This window comes from Streptomyces sp. CWNU-52B (assembly GCF_047444975.1).
In the GTDB taxonomy this organism is placed as follows: domain Bacteria; phylum Actinomycetota; class Actinomycetes; order Streptomycetales; family Streptomycetaceae; genus Streptomyces.
Genome location: NZ_JBLFJV010000039.1, coordinates 107,069 through 123,112, shown reverse-complemented (window position 1 = coordinate 123,112; position 16,044 = coordinate 107,069). Strand labels below are relative to the sequence as shown.

Here is a 16,044-nt window from a genome sequence, read left to right as displayed (position 1 = left end):
TTGGAGGCCGTGATGCACTCCCCGTTCCGTACCCCCCGCGGGTTCCGCACCTCGTCCGGCCGTGCGCTGTCCGGCGCCCTCGGCGCGCTGCTTCTCCTCGGCGCCACCGGGTGCGGCGGCGACGGGGACTCCGGCGGCAAGGGCGGCGGCCGGCTCGACATGGGCATCGCGGTGGCCAACATCAGTCTCAACTTCGCCCACGAGATGGTGCTCGGCGCCGAGAGCGCCGCCGACCACGCGGGCGACGTGAACTTCAAGGCCGTCGGGCCGCCCAACACGGACGGGCCCGCCGAGGTCCAGCTCTTCCAGAACCTCACCACCCGCGCAAAGGACGGCATCGTCCTGGAGAACCTCGACCCGCCGATCTTCACCCGGCCCGCCGCCCGCGCGGTCGACCAGGGCATCCCGGTCGTGGCCCTGGACACCTCCCCCACCGACGGCAGCAAGGTCTCCTTCTACGTGGGCAACGACAACTACGCGCTGGGCGAGTCGATGGCCCGGGAGGCCCTGAAGCGGCTGGGCGAGGACCCGAAGGGCGAGATCGTCGTCGGAGTGCCCAACCCCGGCACGCCGGTGCTCGACAACCGGGCCAAGGGCATCGTCGACACGTTCAAGAAGGAGGCGCCGGGTGTGAGGACGCTCGGCCCCTTCCAGACGTACAGCGATCCCGGCCAGAACCACAGCTCGTGGGCGTCGCAGGTCGCCGCGCATCCGAAGGCGCTCGCCTTCCTCGGCGTCGGGGACGCCGACAGCTACAACCTCGCGAAGATCAAGAAGGAGAAGGACGGGAAGTGGCTGACGGCGGGCTTCGACGTCGACCCCAAGACGCTCGACGCGGTCAAGGACGGCTCGAACTTCGTCACCATCGACCCGCAGCACTTCCTGAAGGGCTACCTCTCCACGGCGATGCTGATCGAGTCGGTGCGCGACAACGACGGAAAGCTGCCCGACGGCTGGTTCCTGTCCCCCGGCGGCGTCGTGGACTCCTCCACCGTCGACGAGGTCATCGCGCGGCAGAAGTCCCCCGAGGCGGCGTACGACTGGTACGAGCCCGTGATCGACAAACTGCTCGGCGATCAGAAGGCGCGGCTCAAGCCGCTCGAGGACGCGCGCTGAGATGACTCACGAGGACAGTGCGAACAGCGAGGGCAACGGGCGCAGCAGGAACGCCGACCCGGACGAAGCCGTGCTGACCGCGCGGGCCCTGGTCAAGTCGTACGGCGGGGTGAGAGCCCTGGACGGGGCGGACATCCTGCTGCGGGGCGGCGAGGTGCACGCCCTGGTCGGGGAGAACGGCGCGGGCAAGTCGACCCTCGTACGCGTCCTGTCGGGGACCCTGGCGCCGGACGAGGGAGCGGTACGCCTCGCCGAGGAGGCGCGGGCGGGCGGGATCGCCGTCGTCTCGCAGGAGTTGAGCCTCTTCCCCGACCTGTCGGTCCGCGAGAACCTCTTCCCGCACCGCCCGCCGCGCCGCTTCGGGCTGCTCGACCGGGGCGCGATGGACCGGGCCGCCCTGCCGGTCCTCGCCGAACTGGGACTGGACGTCGACCCCGGCACCCTGCTCGGCGAACTCCCGCTCGCCGACCAGCAGGTGACGGAGATCGCCCGAGCACTGCTGCGCCGGCCCCGGGTGCTGATCCTCGACGAGCCGACGTCCGCGCTGCCGGCCGCCGCCGTGGACCGCCTCGAACGGGTCCTGCGCACCCTCACGGGGCGGGGCATCGCGATCCTGTACGTCACCCACTTCCTGGAGGAGGTGATGCGCCTCGCGCAGCGCGTGACGGTACTGCGGGACGGACGTGTCACCCTGGCCGGCGCACGGCGGGCGGAGGTCGGCGTGCCGGACCTGGTGACGGCGATGCTGGGCGGCGCGCCACCGCCTCCGGTACGCCGCACGCGCTCCGCGGCCGACGGGCCGCCGCCGGTGGTGCTCGCCGGGGTGTGCGTCCCGGGGCGGCTCACGGATGTGACGTTCACCGTCCGCGCGGGTGAGGTGGTGGGTGTCGCCGGCCTCCAAGGGGCGGGCCACCTGGAGGCGTTGGCGGTGGTGTGCGGTCGTTCGGCCGTCTCGGAGGGCCGGGTCGGCGTCGGCGACCGGGGGTTGCCACGCTCCGTGCGGGACGCGATCCGGGCGGGGGTCGCGTTCGTGCCGAGCGACCGGAAGCGGTACGGGCTGATGACCGACCGTACGGTGTGGGAGAACACCACGGCGGTGAGCTGGCTGGCCCTCGGCCGGGGCGGTGTCATGCCCTCCCGTGCCGAACTCGTGCGCAGAACGGCGGACTTGACGCAACGGCTACGGCTGCGCGGCGGCCCGCACGACGTGGTGGGCCGGCTGTCGGGCGGCAATCAGCAGAAGGTCGTCTTCGCCAAATGGCTGGCCACGGAGCCTCGTGTCGTCGTGCTCGACGATCCCACGCGGGGAGTCGACGTGGGGGTACGGGCCGAGATGCACCGCATCGTGGGCGAGTTGGCGGCGGGTGGCGCGGCCGTCCTGATCGCGTCGACCGACCTGGCCGAGCTGACGGAGGTCTGCGACCGCGTACTGGTCTTCGTGCGGGGGCGGCTCACCGGCGAGGTGAGCGGGGCGCGGCTCACCGAGCACGAGCTGGCGGCGGCGATGCAGGCCGGGGCGGACCTGGGGGTGGAGCCGGCGGCGGAACTGAGGAGTGACGGGCCCGCGGTGGGCGGGAGTTGACGGCGCGGGGTGGCGTCACTCGGACAGTGCCCGGGTGAGTGCGCGGGCCGCGGCGCAGACCCGGGCGCCGATGCGGTCCACGTCGAGGCGGCGGGTGCCGCCGGTCACGGAGAGCGCGGCGACGGGGCGGGCGTCCTGGGCGTAGACCGGGGCGGCCACGGCCGAGACGCCGACCTCGGCCTCCTCCAGGTTGACGCCGAAGCCGCGGGCCCGGGTGCGGGCGAGGTCGCGGGCGAGCTGGCCGGGCAGGACGAGGGTGCGCGGGGTGAGGCGCTGGAGGGGCGGTGCCGGCGGCCGGGGTGCGTGGGCCAGGAAGACCTTGCCGGTGGCGGTGCAGTGGGCGGGCAGCCGGCCGCCGGTGCGGGAGAAGATCGGCGTGGCACGGCGCCCTGTGAGCTTTTCGAGGAAGAGCGTGTCGGGTCCGTCGGGCACGGCCAGGTGCACGTTCTCACCCGTCGCCTCGTACAGGTCGCCGAGGAACGGCAGGGCGGCGTCGCGCAGTTCACGTGCGGTCGGCGCCGACTGCCCGAGCACGAAGAGCGCGATCCCGATGCGGTAGCGGCCGTCCGGCACTCGCTCCAGGAGCCCGAGCCTGACCAGCTCGGCCAGCAGCCGGTGGGCGGTCGGCTTGGGCAGCCCCGTGCGCAGTGCCAGGTCGGCCAGCCCCAGCGCGCCCCCCGACTCACCGCAGGCGCGCAGCAGCGCGGCTCCGCGCGCGAGCACCGACTTGGGTACCTGACTGTCCGTCATGGACCGATGATCGGGCCCCGGCGGGCGGGTGACAAGGTGCGGGTCCCTGTGAGTCGCGGCCGGCTCCTCCCCCGCTCCGGAGAGCGCGGCGCGGCACGCTCCCGCTCCTGTCCCCATCTCTTCCGCGAGGGCAGCTCTCCCCCTACCGCAGAGGCACGTCGACCAGCATCGGGCGGGTCAACTCGCCTGCCCCCGCGACGAGTTCGCGGAGCTGGTCCGCGCTCCCGGCCCGGACGGCGTCGACTCCGAAGAACCGGGCCGCCTGGGTGAAGTCGAGCCGCCCCAACTCGGTGCCGGGGCAGGCTCCGGTGCCGCCCTTCGCCTCGTAGGTGTCCTGGAGGGTCCGGTAGGCGCCGTTGCTCATCACCACGAACAGCACGGGAGCCGCGTACCGGGCCGCGCTCCACAGGCCCTGGAGCCCGAAGAGGGCGCAGCCGTCGCCCAGGACGGCGACGACGGGCCGGCCGGGTTCGCCCATGGCGCGGCCGACCGCGGCGCCGATCCCCCAGCCGAGGCCGCCGCCGACCGTGTGCGTGTAACTGCCGGGCCGGTCCAGGCGCACGAGTCTGCGGAGCAACAGGCCCATGGTGATGGCCTCTTCGACGACGGCCGTGTCCGGCGGCAGCCCGCGTGCCACGGCGTGGGCGGCGGCCCAGGGGGCCAGCGGCGCCGGGGAGTAGGCGGCGCGCGCGGCGGCCTCCGTACGGTTGCGTTCCGCGGTGTGGCAGTCGCCGGCGCGCAGCGCCCTGCTCTTCGCCGTGTGGGCGGGGATCCGCTCGGGCAGCAGTTCGGCGAGCCGGTCCAGGGACGGGCCGAGCGCGCCCACGAGGCCGTGGTCGGCGGGGAAGTTGCGGCCGATCTCGTCCGGGTCGGAGTCGAGCTGGATGACGGTGAGGCCGGGCGGCAGCGCGGGCCCCGGACTGTAGTGGTGCGGTGTGAAGGCGTGCGCGCCCGCGATGAGCACGGTGTCGTACGGGGCGAGCGCGGCCCGGATCGCGTCGTGCCGCGGCGGCAGCATGCCCGCGTACAGGGGGTGCGTGGTCGGGAAGTTCAGGCAGTCCGCCATCGGCTGGTGGTGCACGGGTGCTCCGCAGGCCTCCGCGGTGCGTACGAGCGCGGCCGTGGCGCCCTCGCGGCCCACTCCGTCACCCGCGACGATCACGGGCCGGGCGCCGCCGCCGAGCAGGACCGCGGCCCGGTCGAGTCCGCCGGCCGGCGCCGGTCTGGGCGGTGGCGTACGGGCGGGGATCTCGACCTCCGTGTCCTCCGCCAGCAGGTCCATGGGCACGGACAGGAACACGGGCCCGGCGGGCGGCCGTACGGCGAGCGCGAAGGCGCGGCGCAGCGCGAGCGGCAGGTCGCGGGCGTGCTGGATGTCGTACGCGGCCTTCACCGCGGGCGCGGCGAGCGCGACGAGGTCGCCGCTGAGCATGGGGTCCTGCTGGAGATGGCGGCGGTCCTGCTGTCCGGCCATCACGACCAGCGGGGTGTGCGAACGGCGGGCGTTGAGCAGGCCGATGAGTCCGTTGGCGAGACCGGCCGCGATGTGCAGGCTGACGAAGGCGGGCCGGCCGGTGGCGCGGGCGTATCCGTCGGCCATGGAGACGACCGCGCCCTCGTGGACTCCGAGGACGTACTCGGGGGCCCGCTCGGTGTCCACGAGCGCCGCCAGGAACGGCAGTTCGGTCGTCCCGGGGTTGCCGAAGACGCGGTCCACGCCCTCGCCGCGCAGGATGTCGAGCAGGGCGGAGGCGGGACGGGGGCCCATCGTTGGCTCCTCGTGGGGCGGGGACCGGTCACAGACTCCCAGCGTCGGGGACGCGTCTCGGGGGGAGCAAGGGGTGCGTACCACTCAGCGGTACCGGGCGGGGGCGGCTGCGGCGCCGTCGTGGCCGAGCGCGCAGTTCCCCGCGCCCCTGAAAAGCAGGGGCGCGGGGAACTGCGCGACCAGCCACCGCGGCGCCGCAGCCGACACACACCCCCCGGCGGTCCCTCACCTCATCGGTCGCTGAACCGCTCCCCCTTCTCCGCCTTCTCCACCAGCAGCGCGGGCGGCGCGAACCTCTCCCCGTAACGCTCCGCGAGCTCCCGCGCGCGGGCCACGAACGCGGCCGGCCCGACAGCCGCCCCCTCGCCGTGTCCCTCGTATCCGTTGATGTACTGCAGGACACCGCCCGTCCAGCCGGGGAAGCCGATCCCGAGGAGGGAGCCGATGTTGGCGTCGGCGACCGACGTCAGGACGCCTTCCTCCAGGAGCCGGACGGTGTCCAGCGACTCGGCGAAGAGCATGCGTTCCTGCATGTCCTCGAAGGGGATCCGGGCGCCCTCGCGGGTGAAGTGCTCGCGCAGTCCCGGCCACAGTCCGGCGCGCTTGCCGTCGGTGTACTCGTAGAAGCCCGCACCGCCGCTGCGGCCGGTGCGGCCGAACTCGTCGACCATGCGGTCGATGACGGTGTCGGCGGGGTGCGTCGCCCAGGTGCCGCCCGCCTCCTCGACGGCCCGCTTGGACTCGTCGCGGATCTTGCGGGGCAGGGTGAGCGTCAGCTCGTCCATCAGGGAGAGCACCTTGGCGGGGTAGCCGGCCTGGGCGGCGGCCTGCTCGACGGAGGCGGGCTCGATGCCCTCGCCGATCATCGCGACGCCCTCGTTGATGAAGTGCCCGATGACGCGGGAGGTGAAGAAGCCCCGTGAGTCGTTGACGACGATCGGGGTCTTCCTGATCTGCCGTACGAGGTCGAAGGCGCGCGCGAGGGCCTCGTCGCCGGTGCCGTCGCCCTTGATGATCTCGACGAGCGGCATCTTGTCGACGGGCGAGAAGAAGTGCAGCCCGACGAAGTCGGCCTGGCGCTCCACGCCTTCGGCGAGCACGGTGATCGGCAGGGTCGAGGTGTTGGAGCACAGCAGCGCGTCCGGCTCGACGAGGTGCTGGATCTCCTGGAACACCTTGTGCTTGAGCGCGGGGTCCTCGAAGACGGCCTCGATGACGGCGTCGCAGCCCGCCACGTCCTGGGGGTCCGCGGTCGGTGTGATGCGGGCGAGCAGCGCGTCGGCCTTCTCCTGCGTGGTACGTCCCCGGGAGACGGCCTTGGCGCAGAGCTTCTCGGAGTAGTTCCTGCCCTTGGCGGCGGCCTCGGCGGACACGTCCTTGAGGACCACGTCGATGCCGGCACGGGCGCACGAGTACGCGATGCCGGCGCCCATCATCCCGGCGCCCAGGACGGCGACCTTGCGGACCCGGCGGGGCTCGACGCCCTGGGGGCGGTTGGCCCCCGAGTTGACGGCCTGGAGGTCGAAGAAGAAGGCCTGGATCATGTTCTTGGCGGTCTGGCCCGCGGCCAGTTCCACGAAGTAGCGCGCCTCGATGACCTGCGCGGTCTCGAAGTCGACCTGGGAGCCCTCGACGGCGGCCGCGAGGATGCTGCGCGGCGCCGGGTAGGGCGCGCCGTTGGTCTGCTTGCGCAGGTTGGCCGGGAAGGCGGGCAGGTTCGCCGCGAACTTCGGGTGGGAGGGCGTGCCGCCCGGGATGCGGTAGCCGGGCCGGTCCCAGGGCTGGCTGGACTCGGGGTTGGCGTCGATGAAGGCGTGGGCCTTGGCGAGCAGCTCCTCCGGGGTGGCCGCCACCTCGTGGACGAGGCCGTGCTCCAGGGCGCGCCGGGGGCTGTACTGGGTGCCCTGGAGGAGCACCTTGAGGAGGGCGTCGGCGATGCCGAGGAGGCGTACGGTCCTGACGACGCCGCCGCCTCCGGGCAGCAGGCCGAGGGTGACCTCGGGGCAGCCGATCTTGGAGCCGGGCGCGTCGAGGGCGACCCGGTGGTGGCAGGCCAGCGCGATTTCGTAACCGCCGCCCAGGGCCGCGCCGTTCATGGCGGCGACGACGGGCTTGCCGAGGGTCTCGATGCGGCGGAGGTCGCGCTTGATGGCGAGGCCGGCGTCAAGGAGCTGCTGGGCGGTCTCGGGCGTGGCCCGGATCAGGTCCCGCAGGTCGCCGCCGGCGAAGAAGGTCTTCTTGGCCGAGGTGAAGACGATGCCGCGGACGGAGTCGGGGTCGGCCCGTACCGCCGTCTCCAGACGGTCGGCGATCGCGGTGAGCGACTCGCGGAACGCCTGGTTCATGGTGTTCGCGGACTGGCTGGGGTCGTCGAGGACCAGGGTGACGACACCGGTCTCGTCCTGTTCCCAGCGGATGGTGGTGGTCTGGGTCATGAGGGTTTTCTCCGTGGAAGTCCGTGGGGCCACTGGGGAGTTGGTCGGTCCTGCGGGGGAATCGGTCGGTCCGCCGGGGGCGGTCGGCTGGTTCCCCCGGGGGTTACAGGCGCTCCACGATCGTGGCGATGCCCATGCCGCCGCCCACGCACAGGGTGGCGAGGCCGAACCGCTTGTCCTGGCGCTCCAGTTCGTCGACGAGGGTGCCGAGGATCATCGCGCCGGTCGCGCCCAGCGGGTGGCCGAGCGCGATCGCGCCGCCGTTGACGTTGACCTTGTCGAGGGACAGGCCCATGTCGCGGGCGAACCGCAGGACGACCGCGGCGAAGGCCTCGTTGATCTCGACGAGGTCGATGTCGTCGATGGTCAGCCCGGCCTTGGCGAGCGCCTTGCGGGTGGCGGGCGCGGGCCCGGTCAGCATGATGGTGGGCTCGGAGCCGGAGACGGCCGCGGAGACGATCCGCGCGCGCGGGGTGAGCCCGAACCGCTCGCCCACCTCCTTGGACCCGACGGCGACCAGCGAGGCGCCGTCCACGATCCCGGACGAGTTGCCGGCGTGGTGGACGTGGTCGATCTTCTCCACCCAGTGGTACTTCTGCAGCGCCACGGCGTCGAAGCCGCCCAGGTCGCCGATGTCGGCGAACGACGGCTTGAGCCTGGCCAGGGAGTCGGCGGTGGTGCCGGGGCGCGGGTGCTCGTCGTGGTCGAGGACGACGAGTCCGTTGCGGTCCCGCACGGGGACGACGGACCTGTCGAAGCGGCCGTCCTTCGAGGCCTCGGCGGCGCGCTCCTGGGACAGCGCCGCGTACTCGTCGACGTCCCGGCGGGAGAAGCCCTCGATGGTCGCGATGAGGTCGGCGCCGATGCCCTGGGGTACGAAGTCGGTGGCGAGGTTGGTCATCGGGTCGGCGAACCAGGCGCCGCCGTCCGAGCCCATCGGCACCCGGGACATCGACTCGACGCCGCCCGCGAGGACGAGGTCCTCCCAGCCCGAACGGACCTTCATCGCGGCGAGGTTGACGGCTTCCAGGCCCGAGGCGCAGAAGCGGTTCTCCTGGACGCCGGCCACGGTGTCCGGCAGTCCGGCGGCGATGGCCGAGATCCGGGCGATGTCGGAGCCCTGGTCGCCGACCGGCCCCACGACACCGAGCACGATGTCGTCGATGGCGGCCGGGTCGAGCCCCGGGAAGCGGGCCTGGATCTCGTGGATGAGTCCGACGACCAGGTCGACGGGCTTGGTGCCGTGCAGGGCGCCGTTCGCCTTGCCGCGGCCGCGCGGGGTGCGGATCGCGTCGTACACGTACGCTTCGGTGGTCACTCGTGAGCCTTTCGATGAGAGCCCGGGGGACGAGAAGGGGAGGGAGAGAAGGGCGGCGAGAAGGGGGCGGAGAGGAGAAGCCCGTCAGCCGAGCAGGGAGCGGCCGATGATCTCCTTCATGATCTCGGTGGTCCCGCCGTAGATGGTCTGGATACGGCCGTCGGTGAAGGCCTTGGCTATCCGGTACTCCGTCATGTAGCCGTAGCCGCCGTGCAGTTGGAGGCAGCGGTCGGTGACGCGCTTCTGCAGTTCGGTCGCCCACCACTTGGCCATCGAGGCGTGCACCGCGTCGAGTTCGCCCGCCGTGTGCTCCTCGACGCAGCGGTCGACGAACGTGCGGGTGACGGCGCACTCGGTGGCCATCTCCGCCACCTCGAAGCGGATGTGCTGGAGCTTGGACAGCGGACGCCCGAAGGCCTCGCGCTCCTTGACGTACTCGGTGGTGATCTCCAGCAGGTGCTCGGCGGCGGCGATCCCGGCGACGGCGATGCTCAGCCGCTCCTGCGCGAGGTTCGTCATCAGGTGCACGAAGGCGCCGTTCAGCTCGCCGAGCAGGTTCTCCTTCGGGACGCGTACGTCGTTGAAGAACAACTCGGCGGTGTCCTGGGCCTTCTGGCCGATCTTGTCGAGGTTGCGGCCGCGCTCGAACCCGTCCGTGCCGCGCTCGACGACCAGCAGGGAGAGTCCGTGCGCACCGCCCTCGGGCGTGGTCCTGGCGACGACGATCACGAGGTCGGCCAGGATGCCGTTGGAGATGAAGGTCTTGGAGCCGTTGAGCAGCCAGTGGTCGCCCCGGTCCTCGGCGTGCGTGCGGATGCCCTGGAGGTCCGATCCGGCGCCGGGCTCGGTCATGGCGATGGCGGTGATCAGGGAACCGTCGCAGAAACCGGGCAGCCAGCGGCGCTTCTGCTCCTCGGTGCCGAGCCCGGTCAGATAGGGCCCGACGATGTCGTTGTGCAGCCCGAGCGCGAGCCCGGCGGCTCCCGCGCGGGTGAACTCCTCGGCGAGGGCCACGCTGTAGCGGAAGTCGGCGGTGCCGCCGCCGTACTCCTCGGGGACGGCCAGTCCGAGCAGGCCCTGGCGTCCGGCCGCCGACCAGGCGTCGCGGGAGACGATGCCGTCCTTCTCCCACTGCTCGTAGTGCGGAAGCACCTCCTTGGTGAGGAAGGTGCGGACGGTCTCACGGAACGCCTCGTGCTCGGGGCTGAAGAGCTGCCGCTTCATTCGGGGGTGCCTTTCAGGAGGTCCGGTACGTCCCAGTCGCGGGCCACGTCCTCGGTGCCGCTGCCCGGCAGGGCGGGCCCGCCGCGGACGGTGGTGGGGGTGGCGGAGAAGCGGGGTGCGGGGGCGGGCTGGGTGATGCCGTCGTGCTCGGTGAAGGTGCCGCGGGCCGCGAGGTGCGGATGGTGCGGTGCCTCGCGCAGCGACAGCACGGGCGCCACGCACGCGTCGGAGCCTTCGAAGACCTCGGTCCACTCGTCACGGGTACGGGTCCTGAAGCGGGCCGCGACCGCCTCGCGCAGCTCGCCCCAGCGGGACAGGTCCTTGTGCGCCGAGGCGTATCCGTCGAGGCCGAGCAGGGTCACGAACTCGGCGTAGAACTGGCTCTCCAGCGCGCCGACCGCCATGTGCCGCCCGTCGGCCGTCTCGTACGTGCCGTAGTACGGGCAGCCGCCGTCGAGGAGGTTGGCGCCGCGCCGGTCCTGCCAGCCGCCGCCGGCGAGCATGCCGTGGATCATCGAGCTGAGGTGGGCGGTACCGTCCACGATCGCCGCGTCCACGACCTGTCCCGCGCCGCCCGCGCGCGCGTGGTGCAGGGCGGCGAGGATGCCGACGACGAGGTACAGGGAGCCGCCCGCGTAGTCCCCGACGAGGTTCGCGGGGACGGCCGGAGGCGCGTCGGGGGCGCCGATCATGCCGAGGGTGCCGGTCAGCGCGATGTACGCGATGTCGTGCCCGGCGCGCGGGGCGAGCGGTCCGTCCTGGCCCCAGCCGGTCATCCGTCCGTAGACGAGCTTCGGATTGCGGGCGTGGCACGCCTCGGGCCCGACACCGAGGCGTTCGGCGACGCCCGGCCGGAAGCCCTCGATGAGGATGTCGGCGCGCCCGACCAGGCCGAGGACGCGGTCCGCGCCGTCGGGGGCCTTGAGGTCGACGATCACCGAGCGCTTGTTGCGGTTGGTGACGTCGTACGCGGGGTCGATCGCGAGTCCCCCGCCGGTCGGCCGGTCCACCCGGACGACGTCCGCGCCCAGATCGGCGAGGAGCATGGCGGCGAAGGGGCCCGGCCCGATGCCCGCGAGCTCGACCACGCGCACTCCGGCCAGCGGACCGTGCCCTGCTGTTCCTGCCGCTGTCATCAAGCCCCCAGCACTGTGACACAACCGATGTAACACCAATGATGTTATGAACGCGTTCCACTCCGCACAAGCCCTTGGCGAGCAAGCGCTTAGCCAATTCGCGCACAGCGCCCGTGGGACGGTTGCACCCGGCACCCACCCTCACATCAAAGGAGTGCTCTTGAGCAGCGAGATCGATGTGCTCGTCCTCGGCGGCGCCGGGGTCGACACGATCGTCTATGTGCCCGAACTGCCGTTGCCCTACGCGGACAGCCGTATGGTGCCCGCGATCGAGGCGCGGGCCGGGCAGACCGGTGACTTCGTGGCGCTCGGGGTGCACGCCCTGGGGCTGCGCACCCACCACCTCGACCTGCTCGGCGCGGACCACCACGGCGATCTGGTCCGAGCCCTGCACCGCGACCGGGGCATCGCGCTCACCGAGGTCCCCCAGCCGGCCGGCACCAAGCGGGCCGTGAACCTCGTCGGCCCCGACGGACGGCGCCTGTCGCTGTACGACAGCACGCGCCGGCACGACGACGACCGGCTGCCCCCGGAGACGGTACGGGCCCTCGCCGCGGTGAGCCGGCACGTCCATGTCTCCATCTCCCAGCCCTGCGCGCACAGCTTCCCGGTCCTGCGGGAGACGGGGGTGACCCTCTCGACCGACCTGCACAACTGGGACGGCACACAGGCCTACCACGAGCAGTTCGCGTACCAGGCCGACATCGTCTTCGTCTCGACGGCCGAACTCGCGGACCCGGAGAGGACCATGCGGCGGATCGCCGAGCGGGGCCGGGCCGAGGTGGTCGTCGCCACCGCCGGGGCCGAGGGCGCGTACCAGCTGCTCGACGGCGAGCTGACGCACATCCCGGCCGTCACGCCGACCGCCCCGGTCGTGGACTCCAACGGCGCCGGGGACGCCTTCGTGGCGGGTTATCTCTTCGGTCGGCTGACGGGTGAACCGCCCGAGCGGTGCGGTCTCTTCGGCTCGGTGGCCGGGGCCTACGCCTGCACGGTGCCGGCCACGCGGGCCGATGTCATCGGACGCGAGGAACTACGCACACACGCACGCGCGCTCGAAACCCGACGGCAGCCCCCACCCTGACGTTCCCGTCCGGGGGTGCCAGGCGGCACTGAAAGGCAGGGCCGCTTTTCAGGGGCGCGGGGAACGGCGCGCCCAGCCACACCCAACCCGCACCCGACGAACGACCGTGGGGGGCGAGGGCGAAGCCCCGCCTACAAGGGGCGCGGGGAACGGCGCGACCAGCCCCCACCGGACCCGCACCCCACCGAAAGACACAGACTCACGCTCACGCTCACGCGCACGCGTTCACGCCATGGTCGCCTTCAACGCCCGGCGGCACAACGCGTCCGCGTACCGGGTCGTCTCCGGGAGACGGAAACGCGGCGCGAGGTGGAGGGTATGGGCGCAGGCGGTCTCCAGCGTCACACGGTGGCCGACCGAGACGAACACCGGCTTGACCCCCGCCCGCGTGCGCAGCACCCGGCCGACCTCCTCCACCCCCGCACGCAACGGCGAGCCGGAGCCACGCGGAACGCCCGGCTCCTCGTACGTGAAGGTGAACGGGTTCTTGGCGACCCCGATCGTCGGGAGGCCGGTGAGGACGCCGAGGTGGCTCGCCAGGCCGAAGCGGCGGGGGTGGGCGAGGCCGTAGCCGTCGCAGACCACCAGGCCGGGCGCGCACGGCAGCGCTTCGAGCGCGGCCAGGACGGCCGGGACCTCCCGGAAGGCGAGCAGTCCGGGGACGTACGGAAAGGGCACCTGACCGACGGCCGTGGACTCGGCGACCACGTCGAGGGTCGCCGCGTCGAGCACGACGGCCGCGGCCACGACGACGTCGCGCTCGTCGTCGTACGCCACGTCGACCCCGGTCACCCGGCCCGTCCCCGGCGGCGGCCCCGGCTCGTCGAGGACCACCCGCCCCCTCAACTCGTCCTGCACGGACCGGGCCTGCTCTTCGGTGGCGGGCCAGCCCGCGGGGATGCGTACGGTCGTCATGGTGCCGCCGAGCCTAGGTCCTGCCGGCGCGTCAGGGGGCCAGGCGGGCCACCCTGCCCTGCTCGCCCGAGGCCCAGCAGGACCGGTCGGGGGCGCAGTCGACGGTGTCGTACGAGCCGGTGTCCAGCGGGCGCCAGGTGCGGCCGGCGTCCGTGGTGAGGTCGGTGCCGGTGGGGCCGACCGCGAGGGCGGCGGTGCGGCTGTGCGGGAGCCAGGTGACGCCGGAGCGGTAGGCCGGTGGCGGTGTGGTGGACGTGGTCCAGGTGCGGCCGCCGTCGCCGCTGACCGCTGCCGCCCGGGGCGAGGTCTGGTCGGCCCGGTAGTCGCCGCCGACCGCGATGCCGTGCGTCCGGTCGCGGAAGGCGAGGGCGAAGACTCCGCGGGCCGGATCGCCCGCCGGGACCGGGGTGTCGGTGACGGTCCAGTGGAGACCGCGGTCCGAGGAGTGCAGCACGCGCGCGCGTGTCGCCCCGCCCGTGGCGAGCCACACGTCGCGCGGCCCCGAGCTGACCAGGCACTGCCCGCCGGCCGCGAAGCCCGCCTCGCCCTCCTGCGCCGCGGGCATCCCCGCGCCGGGCAGCACCTTCCAGGAACGGCCGCCGTCGCCGGTCGACAGGATGCGGAACCTGCCGTCCACCGGGTCGCTCATCGCCAGGCCGTGGCGCCGGTCGAAGAAGGTCATGCAGTCGTAGAAGGCCTTGGCGTCGGTGTTGCGGAAGGACTCGGTCCAGGTCGCGCCGCCGTCCTCGGTCCGCAGCACCCTGGACGCCTCGCCCTCGCCGATGGCCAGCACGACGGCCCGCCCGCCGTCGAAGGCCTCGACGTCACGGAACTCCAACTCGGCGGCCCCGGGCGGCGATACGTTCCGCCAGCTCGCCCCGCCGTCCGTGGTGCGCAGCACGGTGCCCTTGGACCCGGCCAGCCAGGCGGTGTCCCGGCTGACGGCGGAGAGCCCGCGGAACCGCGCGTCCGTGCCGCTGTCCTTGAGCTCCCACCGGGGTCCCGCGGGCGGCTTCCCGTGTGACTGTTTTCCGCCACTCGGCCCGCGGTCCGACGGTCCGTGTGCCTGCGCCGGTGCCATGATCGCGGCTGCGAACGCCGCTCCGCACACCCCCACGGTCATCAACCGCCTCGTGAATCCCGGAATTCTCATGTGTCGCGTCTTGCCCAAGCCCCTCATGGCGGGCGAAGCTAGCCCACTCCCCCGGCGACGTCCAGATGCCCCGGGAGGCATCAGTGATCACGCGAGAAATCAATGATCACTCCTGTGATTGAAGGCGGTGACGGAGGTCACTAGGACTTCATGCGTTTTCGCAGGCACGGATTGGCCGATTCCGACGTCTCTACAAGTATCCGGCTCATCCGTCCGCAGTTCGTCCGTCCGTCACAAGGGAGCAAGGCGTTGTCCACCGTCATCGAGCAGCCCGTAGAGGCCCGCCTCGTCGCCGCCGCGCCGCGGATGCCGAGCATTCCCGCGACGCTCAGCTACGACCCCCGCGATCCCTTCGCCGTCCGCATGTCCTTCCCGGCCCCGTCCACGCTCGAAGGCGTGGAGGTGTGCTGGACCTTCGCCCGCGAACTGCTCGCCTCGGGACTGGAGGAGGAGGTGGGCCACGGGGACGTACGGGTGCGGCCGTACGGATACGACCGCATCGTCCTGGAGTTCCACGCCCCGGAGGGCACCGCCGTGATCCATGTGCGCGTCGGTGAGTTGCGGCGGTTCCTGGAGAGTTCGACGGAGCTGGTGCCCGTCGGTCTGGAACACCTGCACCAGGACCTGGACCACGACCTCGCCGAACTGCTGCGCGACTCCTACTGACGTTCCCCCACGAACGTTCTGCCACCTGCTACCTGTTACTGCCGCCTGTCACCTGTCACCTACCTGTCGCCTGTTGTCTGCTGTCCGCCATCTGCTACTGATGCTCTGAAGTTCCGGGAAGCGCCCTCCCTCGGCAGGCGCCGGCCGGCAGCTGCGTCCGCTCCCACGGTCGCGACAGCGGGGTGTGTGCTGCCCGCTCAGTCCCCCTGCCCCGCCACCCCGGACGCCGCCATCACCACGGCCAACGCCGACCGCACCTCGTGCACCGCCTGTTTCAGGGCCGGAGTCGCCGTCCCGCTGCGTTCCGCCAGGGCTTCCACCCGTTCGGCCCACTCGTTGCCGTGTCGCCGCTCCTTGCCGGACATGAGCGTGCGCAACCCGGCCGCGGCCGCCAGGGCCACCAGCGCCGCGTCCCGCTCGGACACCTCGTCGACCGGCACCGGGCCCGCCAGCACCAGCCGCGCCTCCTCCCGCAGCCCGTCCACGACGGCGACGCGGTCGATCTCGTACTCCACGGACGGGAACACCCCGAGCACACGTGTCTTCTCGGCGCGCAGATATCCGTCGGCCGCGAGCTGCGCCTGTACGGCGTCCAGCGTGATGCGGGCCCGCAGGCTCACCCAGGTCTTCCACTTGTGCGGCCGGGACTCCTCGATGAGTTCCAGGAGCCCGTCGAGGACCGGGTCCCCGGTACGGCCGTCCGGGTCGGTGGGGGTGACGGTGCCGTCCACGTCCGCCAGCAGCCCGCGCTGCGCCAGCTCGGTGAGTGCGCCGGCCCGGACCAGGTGCGGGACCTGGGAAGCGCCGGTGATCTTGAGTTTCGTGGTGTCCCAGGCCAGCAGATAGAGCCGGGCGGGCAGCGAGAGCGGGCCATGGGGCACGGAGTCTCCTTCGGTC

General features: G+C 72.6%; 13 protein-coding genes. 4 read left to right on the top strand and 9 right to left on the bottom strand.

All coding sequences use genetic code 11. The features are described 5' to 3' along the window. Positions 1 to 12 precede the first annotated feature (12 nt). Entirely contained in the window at positions 13 to 1,116 is a 1,104-nt protein-coding gene (locus ACLVWQ_RS29595) for a sugar ABC transporter substrate-binding protein (RefSeq protein WP_414112270.1), read from the top strand. Position 1,117: 1 nt separating this feature from the next. Next, positions 1,118 to 2,698 (top strand): sugar ABC transporter ATP-binding protein, encoded by a 1,581-nt coding sequence (locus ACLVWQ_RS29590; RefSeq protein ID WP_414112269.1) that lies wholly within the window; start codon positions 1,118 to 1,120, stop codon positions 2,696 to 2,698. A 15-nt stretch (positions 2,699 to 2,713) separates the two neighbouring features. Here the strand turns inward: ACLVWQ_RS29590 and ACLVWQ_RS29585 are convergent, their stop codons facing one another. The 6 genes from ACLVWQ_RS29585 to ACLVWQ_RS29560 all read right to left on the bottom strand — a co-directional run bounded on the left by ACLVWQ_RS29585 (position 2,714) and on the right by ACLVWQ_RS29560 (position 11,329). Continuing rightward, on the bottom strand, positions 2,714 to 3,448 hold the full coding sequence (locus ACLVWQ_RS29585) for an IclR family transcriptional regulator (RefSeq protein ID WP_414112268.1): 735 nt from the start codon (positions 3,446 to 3,448) through the stop codon (positions 2,714 to 2,716). A 142-nt stretch (positions 3,449 to 3,590) separates the two neighbouring features. Further along, the gene (locus ACLVWQ_RS29580) at positions 3,591 to 5,216 is read right to left on the bottom strand and encodes a thiamine pyrophosphate-binding protein (RefSeq protein ID WP_414112267.1); all 1,626 of its coding nucleotides are present in this window, start codon (positions 5,214 to 5,216) and stop codon (positions 3,591 to 3,593) included. Between the two features lie 230 nt (positions 5,217 to 5,446). Further along, complete coding sequence (locus ACLVWQ_RS29575) at positions 5,447 to 7,651, bottom strand: 3-hydroxyacyl-CoA dehydrogenase NAD-binding domain-containing protein (protein ID WP_414112266.1); 2,205 nt, start codon at positions 7,649 to 7,651, stop codon at positions 5,447 to 5,449. 103 nt (positions 7,652 to 7,754) lie between these two features. After that, positions 7,755 to 8,969, bottom strand: a complete 1,215-nt coding sequence (locus tag ACLVWQ_RS29570) for an acetyl-CoA C-acetyltransferase (protein WP_414112265.1) — start codon at positions 8,967 to 8,969, stop codon at positions 7,755 to 7,757. Positions 8,970 to 9,053: 84 nt separating this feature from the next. Further along, positions 9,054 to 10,193: an acyl-CoA dehydrogenase family protein gene (locus ACLVWQ_RS29565; RefSeq protein ID WP_414112264.1), complete on the bottom strand. Its 1,140-nt coding sequence runs from the start codon at positions 10,191 to 10,193 to the stop codon at positions 9,054 to 9,056. Beyond that, on the bottom strand, positions 10,190 to 11,329 hold the full coding sequence (locus ACLVWQ_RS29560; protein WP_414112263.1) for a CaiB/BaiF CoA transferase family protein: 1,140 nt from the start codon (positions 11,327 to 11,329) through the stop codon (positions 10,190 to 10,192). The genes ACLVWQ_RS29565 and ACLVWQ_RS29560 overlap by 4 nt, the downstream gene beginning before the upstream one ends. 160 nt (positions 11,330 to 11,489) lie before the next feature. Between ACLVWQ_RS29560 and ACLVWQ_RS29555 the strand changes: the two genes are divergently transcribed. Next, entirely contained in the window at positions 11,490 to 12,413 is a 924-nt protein-coding gene (locus ACLVWQ_RS29555; protein WP_414112262.1) for an adenosine kinase, read from the top strand. 225 nt (positions 12,414 to 12,638) lie between these two features. Here the strand turns inward: ACLVWQ_RS29555 and ACLVWQ_RS29550 are convergent, their stop codons facing one another. After that, on the bottom strand, positions 12,639 to 13,328 hold the full coding sequence (locus ACLVWQ_RS29550) for an endonuclease V (RefSeq protein ID WP_414112261.1): 690 nt from the start codon (positions 13,326 to 13,328) through the stop codon (positions 12,639 to 12,641). A gap of 31 nt (positions 13,329 to 13,359) precedes the next feature. Then, positions 13,360 to 14,481 (bottom strand): YCF48-related protein, encoded by a 1,122-nt coding sequence (locus ACLVWQ_RS29545; RefSeq protein ID WP_414112260.1) that lies wholly within the window; start codon positions 14,479 to 14,481, stop codon positions 13,360 to 13,362. A 249-nt stretch (positions 14,482 to 14,730) separates the two neighbouring features. Here ACLVWQ_RS29545 and ACLVWQ_RS29540 point away from each other — a divergent pair, with 249 nt between their 5' ends. Next, on the top strand, positions 14,731 to 15,147 hold the full coding sequence (locus ACLVWQ_RS29540; protein WP_414112259.1) for an SsgA family sporulation/cell division regulator: 417 nt from the start codon (positions 14,731 to 14,733) through the stop codon (positions 15,145 to 15,147). A gap of 197 nt (positions 15,148 to 15,344) precedes the next feature. On the opposite strand, the gene ACLVWQ_RS29535 is transcribed toward ACLVWQ_RS29540, so the two are convergent. After that, on the bottom strand, positions 15,345 to 16,028 hold the full coding sequence (locus ACLVWQ_RS29535; protein WP_414112258.1) for a GOLPH3/VPS74 family protein: 684 nt from the start codon (positions 16,026 to 16,028) through the stop codon (positions 15,345 to 15,347). Positions 16,029 to 16,044 lie beyond the last annotated feature (16 nt).

What these genes read in the sequence shown, in the direction of transcription:
- ACLVWQ_RS29595 (WP_414112270.1), top strand. Translation starts at nt 13, where the DNA reads ATGCACTCCCCGTTCCGTACCCCCCGCGGGTTCCGCACCTCGTCCGGC.
- ACLVWQ_RS29590 (WP_414112269.1), top strand. Translation starts at nt 1,118, where the DNA reads ATGACTCACGAGGACAGTGCGAACAGCGAGGGCAACGGGCGCAGCAGG.
- ACLVWQ_RS29585 (WP_414112268.1), bottom strand. Translation starts at nt 3,448, where the DNA reads ATGACGGACAGTCAGGTACCCAAGTCGGTGCTCGCGCGCGGAGCCGCG.
- ACLVWQ_RS29580 (WP_414112267.1), bottom strand. Translation starts at nt 5,216, where the DNA reads ATGGGCCCCCGTCCCGCCTCCGCCCTGCTCGACATCCTGCGCGGCGAG.
- ACLVWQ_RS29575 (WP_414112266.1), bottom strand. Translation starts at nt 7,651, where the DNA reads ATGACCCAGACCACCACCATCCGCTGGGAACAGGACGAGACCGGTGTC.
- ACLVWQ_RS29565 (WP_414112264.1), bottom strand. Translation starts at nt 10,193, where the DNA reads ATGAAGCGGCAGCTCTTCAGCCCCGAGCACGAGGCGTTCCGTGAGACC.
- ACLVWQ_RS29560 (WP_414112263.1), bottom strand. Translation starts at nt 11,329, where the DNA reads ATGACAGCGGCAGGAACAGCAGGGCACGGTCCGCTGGCCGGAGTGCGC.
- ACLVWQ_RS29550 (WP_414112261.1), bottom strand. Translation starts at nt 13,328, where the DNA reads ATGACGACCGTACGCATCCCCGCGGGCTGGCCCGCCACCGAAGAGCAG.
- ACLVWQ_RS29545 (WP_414112260.1), bottom strand. Translation starts at nt 14,481, where the DNA reads ATGAGAATTCCGGGATTCACGAGGCGGTTGATGACCGTGGGGGTGTGC.